The following is a 19,132-nucleotide window of genomic DNA, read 5'->3' as shown; positions in this document are numbered from 1 at the left end:
GGCATGTTAGCGGGCATTCGGCCCCGGTTTCACGGTGGTCCTGACGGGGCGGGCGGAGCGGCGTTACCCTGCGCGGACGTTCACGTACTGGAGGTACGCATGAGACGTTCCGTCGCGCGGAATGTGTCGTTGTCGGCTGTTCTGGCCGTTGTGGTCACGGTCGGGGCGGCCGGTCCTTCCTCGTCCGCACCGACCTCCGGACCACCACCCAAATCGCCCGTCGCGGTGGGGTACGGAGGTGCGGTGTCCAGCGTCGACCCGGACGCGTCGGCCGCGGGCATCGAGGTGCTCCGCAAGGGCGGCAACGCGGTGGACGCCGCCGTGGCGACCGCGGCGGCGCTCGGTGTGACCGAGCCCTATTCGGCGGGCATCGGCGGGGGCGGCTACTTCGTCTACTACGACGCCCGGAAGCACACGGTCCGGACGATCGACGGCCGGGAGACCGCGCCGCGCAGCGCGGACTCCTCGCTGTTCCTGGAGAACGGCCGGCCGATCCCCTTCGAGGACGCCGTCACCAGCGGACTGGGCGTGGGCACCCCGGGCACCCCGGCCACCTGGGACGCCGCGCTCGACGCCTGGGGCAGCAAGTCGCTGCGGCAGGTGCTCAAGCCGGCCGAGCGGCTCGCCCGGGACGGGTTCGTCGTCGACGAGACGTTCCGCGCGCAGACCAGGAGCAACCAGGCCAGGTTCTCCGACTTCCCGGCGACCCGGGAGCTCTTCCTGCCGGGCGGCCAACTCCCGGTGGTCGGTTCCGTCTTCAGGAACCCGGACCTGGCGCGCACCTACGAGAAGGTGGGCCGCGAGGGCGTGGACGAGCTGTACCGGGGCGAGGTGGCCGAGGACATCGTGCGCACCGTCCGCAAGCCGCCCGTCGACCCGGCGGCCACCCGTGTGGTGCGGCCCGGCGACCTCACCGCGAAGGATCTGAGGTCCTACCGGGTGCTGCGGCAGGCCCCGACGAAGGTCGACTACCGCGGCCTGGACGTGTACGGCATGGCGCCGTCCTCGTCCGGCGGCACGAGCGTCGGCGAGGCGCTCAACATCCTGGAGTCCACGGACCTCTCGAAGGCGAGCGAGGCGGAATACCTGCACCGCTACATCGAGGCGAGCCGGATCGCCTTCGCCGACCGGGGGCGCTGGGTGGGCGACCCGGCGTTCGAGGACGTGCCGACGCGGGAACTGCTCAGCCAGCGGTTCGCCGACTCGCGCGAGTGCCTGATCAAGGACGACGCGGTGCTGACCAGCCCGCTCGCACCGGCCGACCCGCGCCACCCGACCGACTGCACGGCCGGTGGCACGGCCGCCCCGACGACGTACGAGGGGGAGAACACCACTCACCTGACGACGGCCGACAAGTGGGGAAACGTCGTCGCGTACACCCTGACCATCGAGCAGACCGGCGGCAGCGGCATCACCGTGCCGGGTCGCGGCTTCCTGCTCAACAACGAGCTGACGGACTTCTCGTTCGCGCCCGCCAACCCCGCGGTCCACGACCCGAACCTGCCCGGTCCGGGCAAGCGTCCGCGCTCGTCCATCTCGCCGACGATCGTGCTGAAGCACGGCGAGCCGGTGCTGGCCCTGGGATCGCCCGGCGGCTCCACGATCATCACGACCGTGCTGCAGTCGCTCATCGGCACCGTCGACCGGGGGCTCCCGCTGGTCGACGCCATCGCGGCGCCGCGCGCCAGCCAGCGCAACTCGGCGACGACGGAGCTCGAACCGGAGTTGTTGGACAGCCCGGTGCGGGCCGAGCTGGAGTCCCTGGGGCACTCCTTCAAGCTGTCCGCGGAGCTCGGGGCGGCGACCGGGGTGCAGCGACTGCCGGACGGGCGGTGGCTGGCAGCCGCCGAGAAGGAGCGCCGGGGCGGTGGTTCGGCGATGGTCGTGAGGCCGGCCGGACGCCCGTGACCGTCACGGTGCCGCCGTCCGCCACCGGGTGCGACACGGAAATCTGATGTGATGCCACGTCAATGTCCGTACGGCAGGGGCTGCTTCCTCGTGGAACCTTGCGAGGAAGCAGCCCCGCGGTCCTGTCGAGGGGGAACGGGGCGGGAGCCCGTTGAACGCGCCCCCGTCGGCCGGGCGGTCAGCGGCGTCGCAGCGACGGGTCGAGCAGTGCGGGCGGGGTGTCGTTCTTCTCGTGCGCGGCGAGGTCGGTGCCGGGGGCGACGATCGCGTCGATCGCGTCGAGCACATCGGCGGACAGCACCGTGTCCGCGGCGGCGAGCTGCGAGCGCAGGTGGTCCTGGATACGGGGGCCGATGATCGCGCAGCTCACGGCGGGGTGCGCGGTCACGAATCCGAGCGCGAGCTGAATCATGGTCAGACCGGCCTCCTCGGCGACCCCGGCCAGCCGCTCCACCGCGTCGAGCCTGGCCCGGTTGGCGGGCACGGTGAGGTCGAAGCGCTGCGGCATGAACGCCGAGCGGTTGGTGGTGATCTCCTGCCCCTCGCGGATCGCCCCCGACAGCCAGCCCGAGGCCAGCGGGCTCCACACCAGCACGCCGAGCCCGTACTGCTCGGTCACGGGCAGGACATGGGTCTCCGCGCCGCGCTGCAGGACCGAGTAGCTGGGCTGCTCGGTGACGTAGCGGCCCAGGCGGTTCTCCCGGGCGGCCCACTGGGCCTGCACGAGGCGGTGGGCCGGGAAGGTCGATGAGCCGAAGTAGCGGATCTTTCCGGCGCGTTGAAGGTCCGTCAGGGCCGAGAGCGTCTCCTCGTCGTCGGTGGCCGGGTCCCAACGGTGCATCTGGTAGAGATCGATGTGGTCGACGCCGAGGCGGCGCAGGCTGTCGTCCAGCGCGGTGACCAGCCAACGCCGCGAGCCGCCGCGGTGGTTGGGGTCGTCGCTCATGGGCATGCCCGCCTTCGTGGCCAGCACGATGTCGTCGCGGCGGCCGACGATGGCCTTGCCGACCATCTCCTCCGACTCGCCGCCGCCGTACATGTCGGCGGTGTCGATGAGGTTGATCCCGCCCTCGACGGCGGCGTCGACGAGGGCGGTGACCTCGTCCTGGGTGGTCCTCCCGATCCTGCCGAAGTTCATCGCGCCGAGCGCGAGGGAGCTGACCTGCACACCGGTACGGCCCAAGGTGCGGTACTGCATGCTGTGTTCCTCCGTGGCGAGTGGGGCGCGGTGACGGCGCACGGCTTGGTCACCGAGCTGCCGCTCTGGCATCATGACCAAAGCGGAACCTTGTTCCGGTAACAATACGGAACGCTGTTCCGTTTTTGCAAGGTCGGTGTCGGAGGGAATGGCGTGGTGAACCACAGCGGCGACGGTCCGGGGGCCTCGGCCCGGTCCGGGCGGACGGATGCCCGGCGCAACAAGAAGTCCCTGCTCGACGCGGCCGCCGCGATCTTCGTGACCTCGGGCGTGGAGGCGCCGGTGCGCGACATCGCGGCCGAGGCGGGCGTCGGCGTGGGCACGATCTACCGCCACTTCCCGACCAGGGCGGACCTCATCATCGCCGTCTACCGGCACCAGATCGAGGCCTGCGCCGAGGCCGGACCGGCCCTGCTGGAGAGCGGCGCGTCCCCGTACGCCGCGCTGGGGAAGTGGATCGACCTCTTCGTCGACTTCCTGGTCACCAAGCACGGGCTCGCCGCCGTGCTGAGGTCCGACGACGCCGGATTCGAGGCGCTGCACGCCCACTTCCTGGACCGGCTGGTGCCCGTCTGTGCCCGGCTGCTCGACGCCGCGGCCGATTCCGGCGAGATCCGGTCCGCCCCGGGCGCCTACGAGTTCATGCGCGGCGTCGGGAACCTCTGCATCGGTGCGGAGGGCGATGCCCGTTACGACGCGCGCCGACTGGTCGGAATCCTCGTCGCGGGCCTGCGCGCCCCGCGCTGACCCCGGTCCGGCCCGGCCGCCGCCCCGGCGCGTCCGGCCGGTGCCGTGTGCGTACGGAGGGCGGCGGCACCGGTCACGGTGCGGTCAGGATCCGCGGCCCGTCGTTCGTGATCGCCACCGTGTGCTCGGCGTGCGCCGCCCGGCTGCCGTCGGACGTGCGCAGGGTCCAGCCGTCCCGGTCCGCGTGGAAGGCGTCCTTGCCGCTGCCGATCAGCATCGGTTCGATCGCCAGCACCATTCCGTGCCGCAGCTTCATGCCGCGGCCGGGGCGCCCCTCGTTGGGGACGCCCGGGTCCTCGTGCATCGCCCGGCCGATGCCGTGGCCGCCGAACCCCTCCGGGATGCCGTACCCGGCCGTGCGGCAGACCGTGCCGATCGCATGCGCGATGTCACCGATCCGATTGCCGACGACGGCCGCCGCGATGCCCGCCTCCAGTGCCTCGAAGGCCGTCTCCACGAGCCTGGTGTCCGAGGGCCGGGCGCTTCCGACGGTGAAACTGATCGCCGAGTCGCCCGCCCAGCCGTCGAGCATCGCGCCCGCGTCGATGCTCACCAGGTCGCCGTCGCGCAGCCGCTGGTCGGTCGGGATGCCGTGCACGATCGCGTCGTTGACCGATGCGCAGATCACGGCGGGGAACGGGGTGGGCGCGAAGTGCGGCCGGTAGTTCAGGAACGGCGACGTGGCCCCGGCCTCGCGCAGGACGCCGCGGGCCACCTCGTCGAGTTCGCGCAGGGAGACGCCGGTCGTGGCCGCTTTCCGCACGGCGTCGAGCAGTCGCGCCACGACCCGTCCGGTCTCGCGCATCGCTGCTATGGATGTGTCCGTCTTGAGTTGCACCATGCCAATTACTATACCGGTCGGAGCGGTATTAGAATGACGGCATGGTTCGAACGCCCCTGACCCCGGAAGAGCGCCGTCGCGGCGAACGCCTCGGAGTGCTGCTGCGCGAGGCGCGCGGCGGCCGCAGCATGGTCGAGATCGCGGCGAGCGCCGGGATCTCCGCCGAGACGCTGCGCAAGATCGAGACGGGCCGCGCGCCCACCCCCGCCTTCTTCACCGTCGCGGCGCTGGCCGGGGCGCTGGGGCTCTCGATGGACGAGATCCTCGTGCGCTGCGCCCCGGAACCGGACGCGGTGCCGCTGGCCGGATAGCGGCGGCCCTCAGACCACCTCCGCTCCCGCGCCGCGCCCGTCGGATTCGCTGCGCTCCCCGGACCCGCCGCGCCCGTGGGGGCCGGGCAGTGTCCTCCGGTCGGTCTCCAGCGGCGGGTAGAACCTGCGGGCCCACCGCCGGAACGGTCCGATCGGGCCGTCGCCGGGCGCCAGCCCGGGCGGTTGCTGGTACTGCTTGTGGTGCCAGATCGGGAAGTCGGCGGCGGTGAACTCGCAGCTGGAACGGAAGACCGCGCGGTCCAGCAGCCGTGCCGCGGTCCGGCTGACCGCCCGCGCGAGCGGCGCCGGCAGCCGGGAGGGCTCCGCGAAGGAGATCCGGTTGAGCTGGCGGAACTGCATCCGGTTGGGCGCGATGGCGGTCGGCATCACCATCGTGCACATCCGCAGCCCGAGCCGGGGCGTGTGCACGTCGGCGTGCAGGCAGCCGAGTCCGTAGCCGTCCACGTCCACGTCCACGACGAAACTGCCCAGCAGCGGGGCCGACTCATGGGCCCGCATGGACACGTGGAACGTGGCGTCCTCGTAGGCGACGGGGCCGCCGATCTCCGCCTTGTCCCAGCCGTGCAGGGTGGCGAAGTGCCCGAGGTCCACCGAGTTCTCGATCACCTCCTGGACGTTGCCGGCCAGCTCCCACGCGGCGCTGCGGGCCGGCCGGTGACCGATCTCGTGCCAGCGGGGGACGAACCAGTCCGGGGCCCGGCCGTCGTGGTGCCGCCAGACGAAGACGGCGCCGTTGACCTCGTGCACCGGCAGCTGTGTCAACGGCGATCTCGGTGGCGGAGTGTCGTATCCCGTCCGTACGCACGCCCCGTCGGGGCCGAACGCGAAGAAGTGGAACGGGCACACGAGGTCGTCCCCGTCGACCTTCGCCAGGCCGAGATGGGCGCCGAGGTGCGGACAGTGCGGGCGGATGGCGCGAAGGGCCCCCGTGCCGAGCCGGTACAGCACCACGTCCTGCCCCGCCAGCGGCCGGGTGAGCACGGTGCCGGGCCGTAGTTCGTCCGAGAAGGCCAGTGCCGACCAGCCGCTCGGATAGGGCAGGGCGGTGGCGCCCGCGGCATCGGCCGGGGTCGGTCCCTCGGTGATGGCGCGTCCGTACTCGCGTGACAGTCCCACGACTTCCCCTTCGATCGGTCGCCTGGACCCTGCCCAGCTCGCCCCGAAATCCCCCCGGTATGCCGCACATCACCTGAAGGAGGAGGAAAGCGACGTGAGTTGACGTCCGGGGTGCCGGTTCGAACGGTTCCGGCCGGGTGCCGCGGGCGTCGCTCGTGGCGGGTCCGGGCCGCGCGCGGGGCGGCCGGTCGTCAGGGCAGGCCCACCAGCCCCCAGCCGCGCCGGGCGACGTCCGCGGTCACGTCGCCCCATTCGCGCAGAAGCGCGGTGAAGTCCTCGAAGGTGTCCGGGCGGCCCGCCCAGCCCTCGCACTCGGCGGCGAACGGCTCGCGCAACTCGTCGAGGCGCGGTTCCACCAGCTTCCAGGCACGGGCCTTGCCGGACACCGCCTCGGGCGGGCACTCCAGAGGCGTGGACGGGAACCCGTGGCCGGCGACCGAACGGAAGAGGCGCCCGCCGGCCGGTGCGGCACCGTCGCCGGGCGTGGGACTGTCGTCGGGTGCGGCGCCGTCGGTCGACGCGGGACCGTCGGCCGGATCGGGGTCCAGGATCAGGCCGGTCAGGAAGCGGTCCATCGCCCCGCGCACGGACGCGTCGACGAGAAGTCGCGTGTCGTTCCACGCGTTGCCCGCGCGGAAGTGCGGGCTGTAGGCGCCGGTGGTGGTGCGGAAGACGTACTCCGCGCACCACGCGGACTCCCGGTCCGGGGGCCACAGCCAGTCGCCGGACAACTCGTTTCCCCGATAGTCGTCGTTGTGGTCCAGGGCGCAGATCGCGTCGCCCAGTGCGTCGGCCCGGTCCGCTGCGGGAATGGCGCCCAGCTGCTCCCAGTCCGCCATGAACAGCGTGATGTCCAGCCCCATTGCGGCAGCATAGGGGGCCGCGTGCCACCGGGCCGGGATATTTCCGGAGGTCAGCCGATGAGGGTCCCGGCGGCCGTCCGGGCGGCCCGGGCGGTCCGTGGGTCTCCCGTGACGGACGCCGTGACGATCGCCCCCTCGGCCAGGAGGCACACGGGCTCGGCCGGGGCGTCGGTGGCCGCGCCGACCCATGCGGTGATCCGGTCGTGGAACGCCTTCTTGTGCGAACGCACCTCGGCGAGGACCGCGGGCGAGGAGGAGCCCAGTTCGCCATGGGCGTTGATCCAGGCGCAGCCGCGGAAGCCGGGCTCCGCGAACCACCGCTCCAGCCAGTCGAAGAGCGACAGGACGCGTTCGTGGGGGTCCTCGTGCCGCTCCACGTACTCGGAGAGGCTCGCCAGCCACCGCCGGTCCCGGCGCCGCAGCATCGCGACGACCAGATCCTCCTTCGTCGCGAAGAGCGCGTAGATCCTTTTCAGCGACAGCCCCGCGGCCGAGCGGACGGCGTCCATGCCGACCGCCTGGACGCCGCGTTCGTAGAAGAGCGCCTCGGCGGCGGCCAGGAGTGCTTCGCGGTCGCGGGAGGTCTGTTCTTCGCTGATCGGGGCCGGCACGCGAGGATCTCCTTGACGTTGAGAACGAACGTTCTCTACGGTAGCCGAAACCAGTAGAGAACGATCGTTCTCCTTGAGAGGGATACCTGTGAGCGAGTCCCGACCGCCGTTTCCGCCGTTCACCGAAGAGACCGCGCTCCGGAAGGTGCAGGCGGCCGAGGACGCGTGGAACACCCGTGACCCGCACCGCGTGGCGTCGGCCTACACGCCCGACTCGGCCTGGCGCAACCGGGACCTGTTCGTGACGGGGCGCGAGGAGATCGTCCGCTTCCTGACCGCCAAGTGGGAGCGGGAGCTCGACTACGCCCTGCGCAAGAGCCTGTGGGGATTCCGTGAGAACCGCATCGCGGTCCGGTTCCAGTACGAGTGGCACGGCGCGGCCGGCCAGTGGTGGCGCAGCTACGGCAACGAGCTGTGGCAGTTCGATCCGCAAGGGCTGATGGAACGGCGCGAGGCGAGCATCGACGACCTGCGGATCGACGAGGCCGACCGGAGGATCTTCGGCCCCCGCCCCGAGGGCGAACGGGGCGTCGAGCTCCCTCTCCGGTAGCGGGCGCGACACCTTCCGCCGCTCCGGTCGGGGGGCCGGAGCGGTCCCGTCCCGGTGCGGCGCGCACGCCCGCGCCGCACCCGGCGCGGGCGTGCGGTGCGGGACGACTACTCCCGGCCCGCCCGCTGCTCGTAGCCCACGAGCCTGACGCAGACGGCGAGGCCCGCGATCGCCTGCTCCAGCTCGGGGAGGCCCGGGTAGCTGGGGGCGATGCGGATGACCGCGTCGCGCGGGTCGTCGCCGTACGGGTGGGTGGCGCCGGCCGGGGTCAGCACGATCCCCGCCTCGGCGGCGCGGCGCACGACCTCCTTGGCGCAGCCGTCCGGGACCTCCAGCGTGACGAAGTACCCGCCCCTGGGCGAGGTCCAGGACGCCAGGCCGCTGCCGCCGAGCTCGGCGTCCAGGATCCGGGCCACCGCCTCGAACTTCGGCTGCAGCAGGGCGCGCTGGTGCTCCATGTGGCGGCGCACGCCGTCGGCGTCCCGCAGGAACAGCACGTGCCGCAGCTGGTTCACCTTGTCGGGTCCGATCGACCGCTTGGAGTTGTTGCCCAGCAGCCACTGCACGTTCGCGGGCGAGGAGCCGAAGAACGCCACGCCCGAGCCCGCCGCGGTGATCTTCGAGGTGGAGCCGAACACGAACGCCCGGTCGGGGTTGCCCGCCCGGACGCAGGCGGCGAGCAGATCGGCGATCCCGACGGGCTCGTCGGTGAGGTGGTGGGCGGCGTAGGCGTTGTCCCAGAAGATCCGGAAGTCGGGGGCGGCGGTGTCCATCGAGGCGAGCCGGGCCACGGTCCCGTCGCTGTAGCAGACGCCGTCCGGGTTGCTGTACTTCGGCACGCACCAGATGCCCTTGACCGTCGGGTCCTCGGCGACGAGCCGCTCCACGGCCTCCATGTCCGGACCCTCGGAGGTCATCGGCACCGGGATCATGTCGATCCCGAACCGCTCGCAGAGCGCGAAGTGCCGGTCGTAACCGGGCACCGGACACAGGAACGCGATCCGCTCCTGCTCCACCCAGCGCGACTCGGCGCCCGGCAGCACGCTCAGCAGGGCGTGCACCAGGCAGTCGTGCATCAGCTCCAGGCTGGAGTTGCCGGCCGCGACCAGCTGGCCCACCGGCACCTGGAGCACATCGGCGAAGATCTCCCGCAGCTCGGGCAGCCCCTGCAGACCGCCGTAGTTGCGCACGTCGGTGCCGTCGGCGGAGGTGTGCCGCCCGCCGGGCAGGCTCAGCAGACCGTCGGAGAGGTCGAGCTGCTCGGGCGCCGGCTTGCCCCGGGTGAGGTCGAGCGAGAGCCCGAGCCCCACCAGGTCCCGGTAGTCCTGGCGGGCCCGGTCGAGGAACCCGGTGAGGGCTTCGGGGCTCAGCTCGGTGGTCATGGTGTTTCCTCTCGCAGGTGCCGCACGGAAGGGGCTACCGCCGAGAATACAAACCGCGCGTCCCCCGTCGGCCGGCCCCGTCGGCGCCGCGGTTCCCGCCCGGTCCGCCGGTCCTGCCCGCCCGCCGTGACGGGGCGGCGACGGAGGAGGACGTCCGGTCGCCCTTCCCGTCCGTCCGGCCCCGCCTCCGCGGCCCGGGAACAGCACCTGCTTTCCAAGGGTGAGGCCCAGGGGGCGTGTGGACCGCACGGGTGTGAAACAAGATCGACTCCGCCGGTTCACGGCGATGGTCTTGCCCCGCTGTGTGGCGGGGCTTACGTTCTCCTCTACGTCCGTGTCTACGGGCGTAGAAAACGCGTTGAGGCTCTCTGACGCCGCGTCGAAGGAGCAGCTCATGTCCCAAGTCGTACGCGCCGCACTCGTCCAGGCGACCTGGACCGGCGACACCGAATCCATGATCGCCAAGCATGAGGAACACGCACGCGAGGCCGCCCGTCAGGGTGCGCAGATCATCGGCTTCCAGGAGGTGTTCAACGCCCCCTACTTCTGTCAGGTGCAGGAACCCGAGCACTACCGCTGGGCCGAGGCCGTGCCGGACGGGCCGACCGTCCGCCGGATGCAGGACCTCGCCCGGGAGACCGGCATGGTGATCGTCGTGCCGGTCTACGAAGTCGAGCAGGCGGGCTTCTACTACAACACCGCCGCCGTGATCGATGCCGACGGCTCCTATCTCGGCAAGTACCGCAAGCACCACATCCCGCAGGTCAAGGGCTTCTGGGAGAAGTACTACTTCAAGCCGGGGAACGTCGGCTGGCCGGTCTTCGACACCGCCGTCGGCAAGGTCGGCGTCTACATCTGCTACGACCGCCACTTCCCGGAGGGCTGGCGTCAACTCGGGCTCAACGGAGCACAGTTGGTGTACAACCCGTCGGCCACCTCGCGCGGCCTCTCCGGTTATCTCTGGCAGCTGGAACAGCCCGCGTCCGCCGTGGCCAACGAATACTTCGTCGCCGCGATCAACCGCGTGGGCCAGGAGGAGTACGGCGACAACGACTTCTACGGGACCAGCTACTTCGTCGACCCGCGCGGCCAGTTCGTCGGCGAGGTCGCCAGCGACAAGGAGGAGGAGCTGGTCGTCCGCGACCTCGACTTCGGCCTCATCGACGAGGTCAGGCAGCAGTGGGCGTTCTACCGGGACCGCCGTCCCGACGCGTACGAGGGACTGGTGGAGCCGTGAGCAGTCTGTACGACCGCCATCTCGCCGTCTGCCCCGACTGGCTGGCGCTCTATTACAAGAAGCCCCTGGAGATCACCCACGGCGAGGGCCGGCATGTCTGGGACGCCGACGGCAGGCGCTACCTCGACTTCTTCGGCGGCATCCTCACCACCATGACCGCCCACGCCCTGCCCGAGGTGACCAAGGCGGTCGCCGAGCAGGCGGGGCGGATCATCCACTCCTCCACGCTCTATCTCAACCGGCCGATGGTCGAGCTGGCCGAGCGCATCGCCGCGCTCTCCGGCATCCCCGACGCCCGGGTCTTCTTCACCACCTCCGGCACCGAGGCCAACGACACGGCCCTGCTGCTCGCCACCGCGTACCGCAGGTCGAACCAGATCCTCGCGATGCGCAACAGCTACCACGGCAGGTCCTTCTCCGCGGTCTCCATCACCGGCAACAACGCCTGGTCGCCCACCAGCCTGTCGCCGTTGCAGACGCTGTACGTGCACGGTGGCGTCCGCACCCGGGGGCCGTACGCGCACCTGGGTGACGCGGAGTTCGTCGCGGCCTGCGTGGCGGACCTGGAGGACCTGCTCGGCCACACCCGGACACCGGCCGCGCTGATCGCCGAACCCATCCAGGGCGTCGGCGGGTTCACCTCGCCGCCCGACGGGCTGTACGCGGAGTTCCGCCGGGTCCTCGACCGGCACGGCGTCCTGTGGATCTCCGACGAGGTGCAGACCGGCTGGGGCCGTTCCGGCGAGCACTTCTGGGGCTGGCAGGCGCACGGCCGCAACGGGCCGCCGGACATCCTCACCTTCGCCAAGGGCGTCGGGAACGGCATGTCGATCGGCGGTGTCGTGGCCCGCGCCGACGTCATGAACTGCCTGGACGCCAACTCCATCTCGACCTTCGGCGGCTCCCCGGTCACCATGGCGGCGGGCCTGGCCAACCTCTCGTACCTGCTGGAGCACGACCTCCAGGGCAACGCCCGGCGGGTCGGCGGGCTGCTGATCGAGCGGCTGCGGGCGATCGGCGCGGGTTCGGAGCATGTGCGGGAGGTGCGCGGCCGGGGCCTGATGATCGGCATCGAGCTGGTGCGGCCCGGCACCGACGAGGCGGACCCGCAGGCGGCCGCGGCCGTGCTGGAGGCGGCCCGGGAGGGCGGTCTGCTCATCGGAAAGGGCGGCGGCCACAACACCAGCGTGCTGCGGATCGCGCCGCCGCTCTCGCTGACCATCCCGGAGGCGGAGGAGGGGGCCGAGATCCTGGCCGAGGCACTTCGGTCGGTGGCCTGAGACCGGGGCCGGCCGGTCCGGGGGCGGGGCGGGCGGATCGGTGCGCACCGGACCGGTCGGTCGGGGCAGACGGTCCGATGCGTACCGGGTCGGCCTGCCGGCTCCGGCGGACCGGGCGGCGGACGGGCCCCGGCCGGTGGCTCCGGGGCCCGCCCGGCCGGTCAGCCGCGGTTGCCGGTGGGGCGGGTGAGGTCCAGGCCGCGGACCGGGTCGAGCTCACCGCGGTACGCGAGGTCCCGGTAGCGCACCTCGGTGATCCGCAGCGACGCCTCGGCGACGCCCCGGCCCACCGTGGCCTTGAAGCGGACCGAGCCGTCCTTCTTCGTGCTGCCGGTCAGCTTCCGCACCGTGCCGCCGGACGTCAGCTCGGCGGTCACCTCCGCGCCCTTCACCGGCGCGCCCTGAGCGGTGCGCACCACACCGTTCGCGGTGATCTTCCAGGGCGCGTCGGAACCGGGCCGGCCGAGCAGCTTGCTCTCGGCCGTCAGCGAGGCCACGGCCAGCTGCGAGGGCGGGGCGGGCTGGCCGAGGGCGACCCGGTCCACCGTCCAGAAGGCGCTGTTGGTACCGGTGTAGCGGAAGCTCAGCCGGGCCGTCCGCGCGCCCGCCGGAACGGCCAGCTCCAGGCGCTCCACGGTGTTGCTGTTCGCCCGGTACGACTTCACCGGCTGCGGGGCGCCGCCGTCGTACGAGACGTACACGTCGCCGGTCTGCGGGCCGTCGACCCGGTAGTTCGTCGCGTACGAGACGGTCGCCGTCGCCGCGCCGTTCAGCTCGTACGCGGGGCTGATCAGGGTGGAGTCGAACTGCCCGGCGCCATGCGCCTTGTCGTCCCACTCGTCGGAGTCGGCCACCGCGAAGACGTCGCGGGCGCGGACGTTGGTCTCGCGGCCCTGGCCGCGCTCGGCGTTGGTCCAGAACTCGTCGGTGGCGAAGGCCCAGCCCCGCCACTCGGTGACGCCGCCGGCCGGCATCTTCGAGTTGTCGATGGACCAGCCCCCGGGGGCGGTGTTCGTCCACCCCTTGGCGTCGGCCGGGAGCCCGGTCTCGTCGACGGGCCCGCGCAGCGAGGGGCGCAGCGTGTCGAAGGCGTCCGTCTCCGGCTCGGCGAGCGAGGTGCCGTCCAGGTCCCAGGCGGGGTCGGTGGCGACGCCCTCGTGGCGCAGGACCGTGGGCGCGATGTCGGTGATCTTGACGTCGTCGCGGACCGAGCCGGGGGCGATGTCCCCGCCCTTGGCGATCACGAACGTGCCGCGCTCCAGCGGGGTGTTGCCGCCGTGCCCGCCGGTGGGGGTGTGGCCGTGGTCGGCGGTGACGACGACGAGCCAGTCCTCCTGCGCGTACGTCGGCCGCGAGGTCACGGCGTCCAGCAGCCGGCCGACCTGGGCGTCGGCGGTGTTCAGGGCCTTGAGGTAGGCGGCGCTGGAGGAGCCGGTGCCGTGGCCGGCGCCGTCGACCTCGTCGAGGTGGACGAAGGTGGAGTCGGGGTTGCCGTGCGCGAGGTAGTCGGTGGCCCTGGCGGTGGTGCCCTCGTCGTTGCCGCCCGCTATCCGCAGGTCGGTCCTCGCCCCGAAGACGGTCTGGGGGATCGGGCTCCAGGTGCCGACGACCAGGGTGGACGTGGCCGGGTCCGCGGTCTCCAGCCGGGTCGCGTAGTCCGGGTAGCGGTCGTAGTTCGGGTTCGTGAAGTTGTTGTCCTTCACGTTGTGCTTGTCGGGCCAGACGCCGGTGGCGATGGACGACCAGCCGGCGCCGGAGACGGTCGGGGCCATCGGGTTGGCGTACAGGTTGCTCCGGGCGGTCAGCCCGTCGGCCATCAACCGCTCGATGCGCGGTACGTCGGCGCGCGAGAAGGCGTCGAAGGTGGCGCCGTCGATGCCGATGACCAGGGTCTTCGCCTGCTTGGTGCCGGACGGCAGACCGGCGTACGGGGCGGTGGACGGCGACGCGGGGCTCTGGGCGTGGGCGGCGGTGGTGGCGAGCGGCAGGGCGACGGCGGCGACGGTTGCGGCGGCCAGCACCGTACGCGCGGAGCGCGGCAGGGACACGTGATCCTCCGGGATCGGTCGAGGGGCACCGGACAACGGGGGGTGTCCGGTGGTGTGTTCGAGGCTGGCCGTCGGTGGTGATCGGATCACGCCGCGTACGGGACGGGCGCATGAACCGTACTCGACATCTGGACCAGACCCGTCATCAATTCGTTACCCACGGACGGGTCCGCGACTCCGCGGTCGGCCCCCCGGGTGCGCCCGCGTCGGCCCGCGAACGGTGCCGGTCCGCGACGCGCTGTGGGCCGGTGGAGTGTCGGGCGGATGAAACAGAAACGTCTTCAGCGGTTAGCGGCAGCGGTATTGCCACAGTGGGTAACCCACTTCTACGTTCTTCATCACGCACCTCATCTACGTGCGTAGACCCATTCCGCCACAGTGAGGAGGGGTACATGAGCCGCGCCGTTTTCCATGGCGGTCCCACCGGCGTCGCGTCCGACGCGAGCCGTGCCGCCGTACGCACCGGGGGCGCCCGCGCCGTGCCCCCCGCGGTACACGGCATCCGCGCCGCCGACGCCCTCGGCACCGGCCCCCGAACGGCCGGGTGAGCACGCGGGCGGGCGGGGCCGCCGACCGGCGGCCGCCCGGACGCCCGTGTGTTCCGACCGGCCGGGCCGTCCGCCGCGGCACGGCCGGAGACAGCCGTGTTCCCCGGCGGACGCGATGTGAAGGGACTTGTGAGGTATGACTCGGACTCTGATTACCGGTGGCCTTGTGATCACGGCCGCCGAGGAGCTGCACGCGGACGTGCTGATCGAGAACGGCCGGGTGGTGGCGCTGGCGACACCGGGCAGCCAGCAGTGGACTGCCGACCGGGTCATCGACGCGTCGCACAAGTACGTGATCCCGGGTGGGATCGACGCGCACACGCACATGGAGATGCCGTTCGGCGGAACCTTCGCGTCGGACACGTTCGAGACGGGCACGAGGGCCGCGGCGTGGGGCGGCACGACCACCGTCGTCGACTTCGCGGTGCAGTCCAAGGGTGCGGCGCTGCGGGCGGGGCTGGACGCCTGGCACGCGAAGGCCGACGGCAACTGCGCGATCGACTACGGGTTCCACATGATCGTGGCGGACGTGAACGAGTCGACGCTCAAGGAGATGGACGGGCTCGTCGAGGAGGGTGTGAGCTCGTTCAAGCTGTTCATGGCGTACCCCGGGGTCTTCTACTCGGACGACGGGCAGATCCTGCGGGCGATGCAGCGGGCCGGCGGGAACGGCGGGCTGATCATGATGCACGCGGAGAACGGCATCGCGATCGACGTGCTGGTGGAACAGGCGCTGGCCCGCGGCGAGACCGATCCGCGTCACCACGGAGAGGTCCGCAGGGCGCTGCTGGAGTCGGAGGCGACGCACCGCGCGATCAAACTGGCGCAGGTCGCCGGCGCGCCGTTGTACGTGGTGCACGTGTCGGCGCAGGAGGCGGTGGCCGAACTGGCGCGCGCCCGGGACGAGGGCCTGCCGGTCTTCGGGGAGACGTGCCCGCAGTACCTGTTCCTGTCGACGGACAACCTCGCCGAGCCCGACTTCGAGGGCGCGAAGTACGTGTGCAGCACACCGCTGAGGCCCAAGGAGCACCAGGCGGCGCTCTGGCGGGGCCTGCGCACCGACGACCTCCAGGTGGTGTCGACCGACCACTGCCCGTTCTGCTTCTCCGGCCAGAAGGAGATGGGCCGCGGCGACTTCTCCAGGATCCCGAACGGGATGCCGGGCGTGGAGCACCGGATGGACCTGCTGCACCAGGCGGTGGTGGACGGGCACATCTCGCGGCGTCGCTGGATCGAGATCGCCTGCGCGGCACCGGCCCGGATGTTCGGCCTGTACCCGAGGAAGGGCACCATCGCGCCGGGCACGGACGCCGACATCGTCATCTACGACCCGGCCGCCGAGCAGACCATCTCCGCCGAGACCCACCACATGAACGTCGACTACTCGGCGTACGAGGGCAAGCGGCTGACGGGACGGGTGGAAACGGTCCTGTCGCGCGGCGAACCCGTCATCACCGAGCGGGAGTTCACGGGCCGTGCCGGGCACGGCGTGTACACCCCGCGCGGTCTCTGCCAGTACCTGGACTGACCGGTCCGGCACGCCGGGTGCCGCGGCGGTCGGTACGCCGCCCGCGGCACCCGGCCCCGGCAGGCAAAGCAGTACGTGTGGATCGTCCGGTGGTCCGCGGCACGACCGCGGACCACCGGTCCGGACTTCGACCAATGAGGGGCCTCACATGGACTTCGGACTCGTCCTGCAGACCGACCCGCCCGCCTCGGCCGTCGTCGGCCTGATGCGCCGCGCCGAACGCAACGGCTTCAGCCACGGCTGGACCTTCGACTCCGCCGTGCTGTGGCAGGAGCCGTTCGTCATCTACAGCCAGATCCTCGAACACACCGAGAACCTCGTCGTCGGCCCGATGGTCACCAACCCGGGCACCCGCACCTGGGAGGTGACCGCCTCCACCTTCGCCACCCTCAACGACATGTACGGCAACCGCACCGTCTGCGGCATCGGGCGGGGCGACTCCGCGATGCGCGTCGCCGGGCGCAAGCCGAACACGCTCGCCCGGATCAGCGGGGCGATGCGGACGATCCGGGCCCTGGGCCGCGGCGACGAGGCCGACATCGGCGGCACGGTCATCAAGTTCCCGTGGGTGCGGGAGGGCGCCGAGGTCCCCGTGTGGATGGCGGCGTACGGGCCCAAGGCGCTGAAGATGACCGGCGAGGAGGCCGACGGCTTCATCCTCCAGCTCGCCGACCCGTTCCTCACCGAGTACATGGTGAAGGCGGTGCGCGACGCGGCCGTCGCCGCCGGGCGCGACCCGTCGGAGGTGAAGGTCTGCGTCGCCGCGCCCGCGTACGTCACGGCGGACGACTCGCCCGAGGCGCTCGCCCACGCCCGGGAGCAGTGCCGCTGGTTCGGCGGCATGGTCGGCAACCACGTCGCGGACCTGGTGGAGAAGTACGGCTCGGACTCGGGCCTGGTGCCGCAGGAACTGACGGACTACATCAAGGCGCGCGACGGGTACGACTACGCGCACCACGGCCGCTCCGGGAACCCCGACACGAAGTTCGTGCCGGACGAGATCGTGGACCGCTTCTGCCTGATCGGTCCGGTCGAGGCCCATCTCGAGAAGCTGCGCGCGCTGCGGGACCTGGGCGTCGACCAGTTCGCGCTGTACGCGATGCACGACGCGAAGGAGTCGGTGATCGACGAGTACGGCCAAAACGTCATTCCCGCGCTCGACGCATGACGGGCGGCTCACCCCGCCCGCTGCCCGCACTCCGGCCGCCCCGGCCACCGCGCACACCGCTCGCACCCCGACCACCGGTCACATCCCCGTCACCGGTCGCATCCCGACCGGGCAAGGCAGTTCACGGCACCCGCACGGCCATGTTCCCCCGTCCCCCGTGAGCCCCCGGGCCCGCGGCATCCATCGAACGGACTGCCCATGACCAACACCGTCCCACCCCCGTCCCCGTCCTCCCCGATACCGGCCGGAGGGGCGGGCGTCGAACTCCCCGCCGACGCCTACCCCTCCGGCAGCCGCTACGCCAACGAGGATCTGCGCCCCGTCCCGGTCGCCGAGCGGCGCTGGACCACGTACAACTTCGTGGCCCTGTGGATCGGCATGGCCCACTGCATCCCGTCCTGGACCCTGGCCTCCGGCCTGGTCGCGCTCGGCATGGACTGGAAGCAGGCGGTCCTCACGATCGCGCTGGCGAACGTGATCGTGCTGGCGCCGATGCTGCTGACCGGGCACGCCGGGCCGAAGTACGGCATCCCCTTCCCGGTCCTGGCCCGCGCCTCCTTCGGGATACGCGGCGCGAACCTGCCCGCCATGGTGCGCGCCGCGGTGGCCTGCTGCTGGTTCGGCATCCAGACCTGGATCGGCGGGCAGGGCATCTTCCTGCTGCTGGGGAAGATCTTCGGCGGCTGGGCCGACGCGGGGAAGGTCGGCGGCTACCCGTGGACGCTGTGGCTCTGCTTCGTCCTGTTCTGGGCGCTCGAACTCGCCATCATCTACCGGGGGATGGAGACCCTGCGGCGCTTCGAGAACTGGGCGGCGCCGTTCGTGCTCGTCGGCGCGGCGGTGCTGCTGGTCTGGATCGCGAACAAGGCGGGCGGCTTCGGCCCGCTGCTGCACGAGCCGTCGAAGGTCGGCTGGGGCGCGGACTTCTGGAAGGTCTTCTTCCCGGGCCTGATGGGCATGATCGGCTTCTGGTCGACGCTGTCGCTGAACATCCCGGACTTCACCCGCTTCGGCAAGGGACAACGCGCCCAGGTGTGGGGCCAGACCCTCGGCCTGCCGACCACGATGACGGCGTTCGCGCTCATGTCGGTGCTGGTGACGGCGGGTTCGGAGAAGGTGTACGGGGCGGCGATCTGGGACCCGGTCGAGCTCGCGGCCAAGACGGACAGTGTCTTCGGGCTGCTGTTCGCCCTCGTCACCGTGTTCGTCGCGACGATCTCGGTGAACATCGCGGCCAATGTGGTCTCTCCCGCGTACGACCTGGCGAACCTGGCGCCGAAGCTCATCAACTTCCGTACGGGCGCGCTCATCACGGGCGTCGTGGGTGTGCTGATCATGCCGTGGAAGCTGACGTCGACGCCCGAGCTGTACATCTTCACCTGGCTGGGCGTGGTCGGCGGGCTGCTCGGCACGGTGGCCGGCATCCTGATCGCGGACTACTGGATCATCCGCCGGACCGTGCTGCACCTCGCCGACCTGTACGTGGCCGGAGGGCGGTACTGGTACACGCGCGGCTGGAACTGGCGGGCCGTCGCCGCCTTCGTCGCCGGCGGGGTGCTCGCCGTCGGCGGGTCCTACTCGACGCTCGACGCGGAGGGGAACAAGGCCGGACCGTTCCCCACCGACGGCCTCGTCCCGTTCCTCAAGCCCCTCGCGGACTACGGCTGGGCCGTCGGGCTCGGTGTCTCGCTGGTCGTGTACGTGGCGCTGACGGCGGGAGCGGGGCGGCGGACGGCCGACGGCGGCTGAGGGCACGGGCACCGGTCCGGCGGGCG

General features: G+C 71.7%; 17 protein-coding genes. 10 read left to right on the top strand and 7 right to left on the bottom strand.

Going from position 1 to position 19,132, the window contains the following annotated elements; genetic code table 11:
• Positions 1–99 precede the first annotated feature (99 nt).
• A complete protein-coding gene (gene ggt, locus ABZZ04_RS19870) occupies positions 100–1,908 on the top strand; it encodes a gamma-glutamyltransferase (protein WP_356933512.1) in 1,809 nt (602 codons plus the stop codon).
• A gap of 178 nt (positions 1,909–2,086) precedes the next feature.
• On the opposite strand, the gene ABZZ04_RS19865 is transcribed toward ggt, so the two are convergent.
• A complete protein-coding gene (locus ABZZ04_RS19865; protein ID WP_356933511.1) occupies positions 2,087–3,106 on the bottom strand; it encodes an aldo/keto reductase in 1,020 nt (339 codons plus the stop codon).
• Between the two features lie 156 nt (positions 3,107–3,262).
• Between ABZZ04_RS19865 and ABZZ04_RS19860 the strand changes: the two genes are divergently transcribed.
• Entirely contained in the window at positions 3,263–3,853 is a 591-nt protein-coding gene (locus ABZZ04_RS19860) for a TetR/AcrR family transcriptional regulator (RefSeq protein ID WP_356933572.1), read from the top strand.
• A 73-nt stretch (positions 3,854–3,926) separates the two neighbouring features.
• Here ABZZ04_RS19860 and map read toward each other — a convergent pair whose 3' ends face one another.
• Positions 3,927–4,694, bottom strand: a complete 768-nt coding sequence (gene map, locus ABZZ04_RS19855; RefSeq protein ID WP_356933510.1) for a type I methionyl aminopeptidase — start codon at positions 4,692–4,694, stop codon at positions 3,927–3,929.
• 41 nt (positions 4,695–4,735) lie between these two features.
• Here map and ABZZ04_RS19850 point away from each other — a divergent pair, with 41 nt between their 5' ends.
• Complete coding sequence (locus ABZZ04_RS19850) at positions 4,736–5,005, top strand: helix-turn-helix transcriptional regulator (protein ID WP_356933509.1); 270 nt, start codon at positions 4,736–4,738, stop codon at positions 5,003–5,005.
• Between the two features lie 9 nt (positions 5,006–5,014).
• On the opposite strand, the gene ABZZ04_RS19845 is transcribed toward ABZZ04_RS19850, so the two are convergent.
• The 3 genes from ABZZ04_RS19845 to ABZZ04_RS19835 form a co-directional block, all read right to left on the bottom strand.
• On the bottom strand, positions 5,015–6,142 hold the full coding sequence (locus tag ABZZ04_RS19845) for a Rieske 2Fe-2S domain-containing protein (protein WP_356933508.1): 1,128 nt from the start codon (positions 6,140–6,142) through the stop codon (positions 5,015–5,017).
• A 191-nt stretch (positions 6,143–6,333) separates the two neighbouring features.
• The gene (locus ABZZ04_RS19840) at positions 6,334–7,005 is read right to left on the bottom strand and encodes a hypothetical protein (RefSeq protein WP_356933507.1); all 672 of its coding nucleotides are present in this window, start codon (positions 7,003–7,005) and stop codon (positions 6,334–6,336) included.
• A 50-nt stretch (positions 7,006–7,055) separates the two neighbouring features.
• Positions 7,056–7,616, bottom strand: coding sequence for a TetR/AcrR family transcriptional regulator (locus ABZZ04_RS19835; RefSeq protein WP_356933506.1), 561 nt, complete (start codon positions 7,614–7,616; stop codon positions 7,056–7,058).
• Between the two features lie 88 nt (positions 7,617–7,704).
• Here ABZZ04_RS19835 and ABZZ04_RS19830 point away from each other — a divergent pair, with 88 nt between their 5' ends.
• Positions 7,705–8,166 (top strand): nuclear transport factor 2 family protein, encoded by a 462-nt coding sequence (locus ABZZ04_RS19830; RefSeq protein WP_356933505.1) that lies wholly within the window; start codon positions 7,705–7,707, stop codon positions 8,164–8,166.
• 107 nt (positions 8,167–8,273) lie between these two features.
• Here ABZZ04_RS19830 and ABZZ04_RS19825 read toward each other — a convergent pair whose 3' ends face one another.
• The gene (locus ABZZ04_RS19825) at positions 8,274–9,548 is read right to left on the bottom strand and encodes an aminotransferase class I/II-fold pyridoxal phosphate-dependent enzyme (RefSeq protein ID WP_356933504.1); all 1,275 of its coding nucleotides are present in this window, start codon (positions 9,546–9,548) and stop codon (positions 8,274–8,276) included.
• A gap of 394 nt (positions 9,549–9,942) precedes the next feature.
• On the opposite strand from ABZZ04_RS19825, the gene ABZZ04_RS19820 reads away from it, so the two are divergent.
• Together ABZZ04_RS19820 and ABZZ04_RS19815 are read left to right on the top strand one after the other, a co-directional pair.
• Positions 9,943–10,785, top strand: coding sequence for a nitrilase-related carbon-nitrogen hydrolase (locus tag ABZZ04_RS19820; RefSeq protein ID WP_356933503.1), 843 nt, complete (start codon positions 9,943–9,945; stop codon positions 10,783–10,785).
• The gene (locus tag ABZZ04_RS19815; protein ID WP_356933502.1) at positions 10,782–12,065 is read left to right on the top strand and encodes an aspartate aminotransferase family protein; all 1,284 of its coding nucleotides are present in this window, start codon (positions 10,782–10,784) and stop codon (positions 12,063–12,065) included. Before ABZZ04_RS19820 ends, ABZZ04_RS19815 begins: the two co-directional genes overlap by 4 nt.
• 161 nt (positions 12,066–12,226) lie before the next feature.
• On the opposite strand, the gene ABZZ04_RS19810 is transcribed toward ABZZ04_RS19815, so the two are convergent.
• Positions 12,227–14,113, bottom strand: coding sequence for an alkaline phosphatase family protein (locus tag ABZZ04_RS19810; RefSeq protein ID WP_356933501.1), 1,887 nt, complete (start codon positions 14,111–14,113; stop codon positions 12,227–12,229).
• 392 nt (positions 14,114–14,505) lie between these two features.
• Here ABZZ04_RS19810 and ABZZ04_RS19805 point away from each other — a divergent pair, with 392 nt between their 5' ends.
• The 4 genes from ABZZ04_RS19805 (at position 14,506) to ABZZ04_RS19790 (ending at position 19,106) form a co-directional block, all read left to right on the top strand.
• Complete coding sequence (locus ABZZ04_RS19805; RefSeq protein ID WP_356933500.1) at positions 14,506–14,661, top strand: hypothetical protein; 156 nt, start codon at positions 14,506–14,508, stop codon at positions 14,659–14,661.
• 136 nt (positions 14,662–14,797) lie between these two features.
• Entirely contained in the window at positions 14,798–16,189 is a 1,392-nt protein-coding gene (hydA, locus tag ABZZ04_RS19800) for a dihydropyrimidinase (protein WP_356933499.1), read from the top strand.
• A 148-nt stretch (positions 16,190–16,337) separates the two neighbouring features.
• Positions 16,338–17,357 (top strand): TIGR03842 family LLM class F420-dependent oxidoreductase, encoded by a 1,020-nt coding sequence (locus tag ABZZ04_RS19795; protein ID WP_356933498.1) that lies wholly within the window; start codon positions 16,338–16,340, stop codon positions 17,355–17,357.
• Between the two features lie 198 nt (positions 17,358–17,555).
• A complete protein-coding gene (locus ABZZ04_RS19790) occupies positions 17,556–19,106 on the top strand; it encodes an NCS1 family nucleobase:cation symporter-1 (RefSeq protein WP_356933497.1) in 1,551 nt (516 codons plus the stop codon).
• The last annotated feature ends 26 nt before the right edge of the window (positions 19,107–19,132 follow it).

It is taken from the genome of Streptomyces sp. NPDC006435, from assembly GCF_040612315.1.
Taxonomy (GTDB): domain Bacteria; phylum Actinomycetota; class Actinomycetes; order Streptomycetales; family Streptomycetaceae; genus Streptomyces.
The sequence above is the reverse complement of the archived record's forward strand: the minus strand, read 5'-3'. Positions and strand labels throughout refer to the sequence as shown.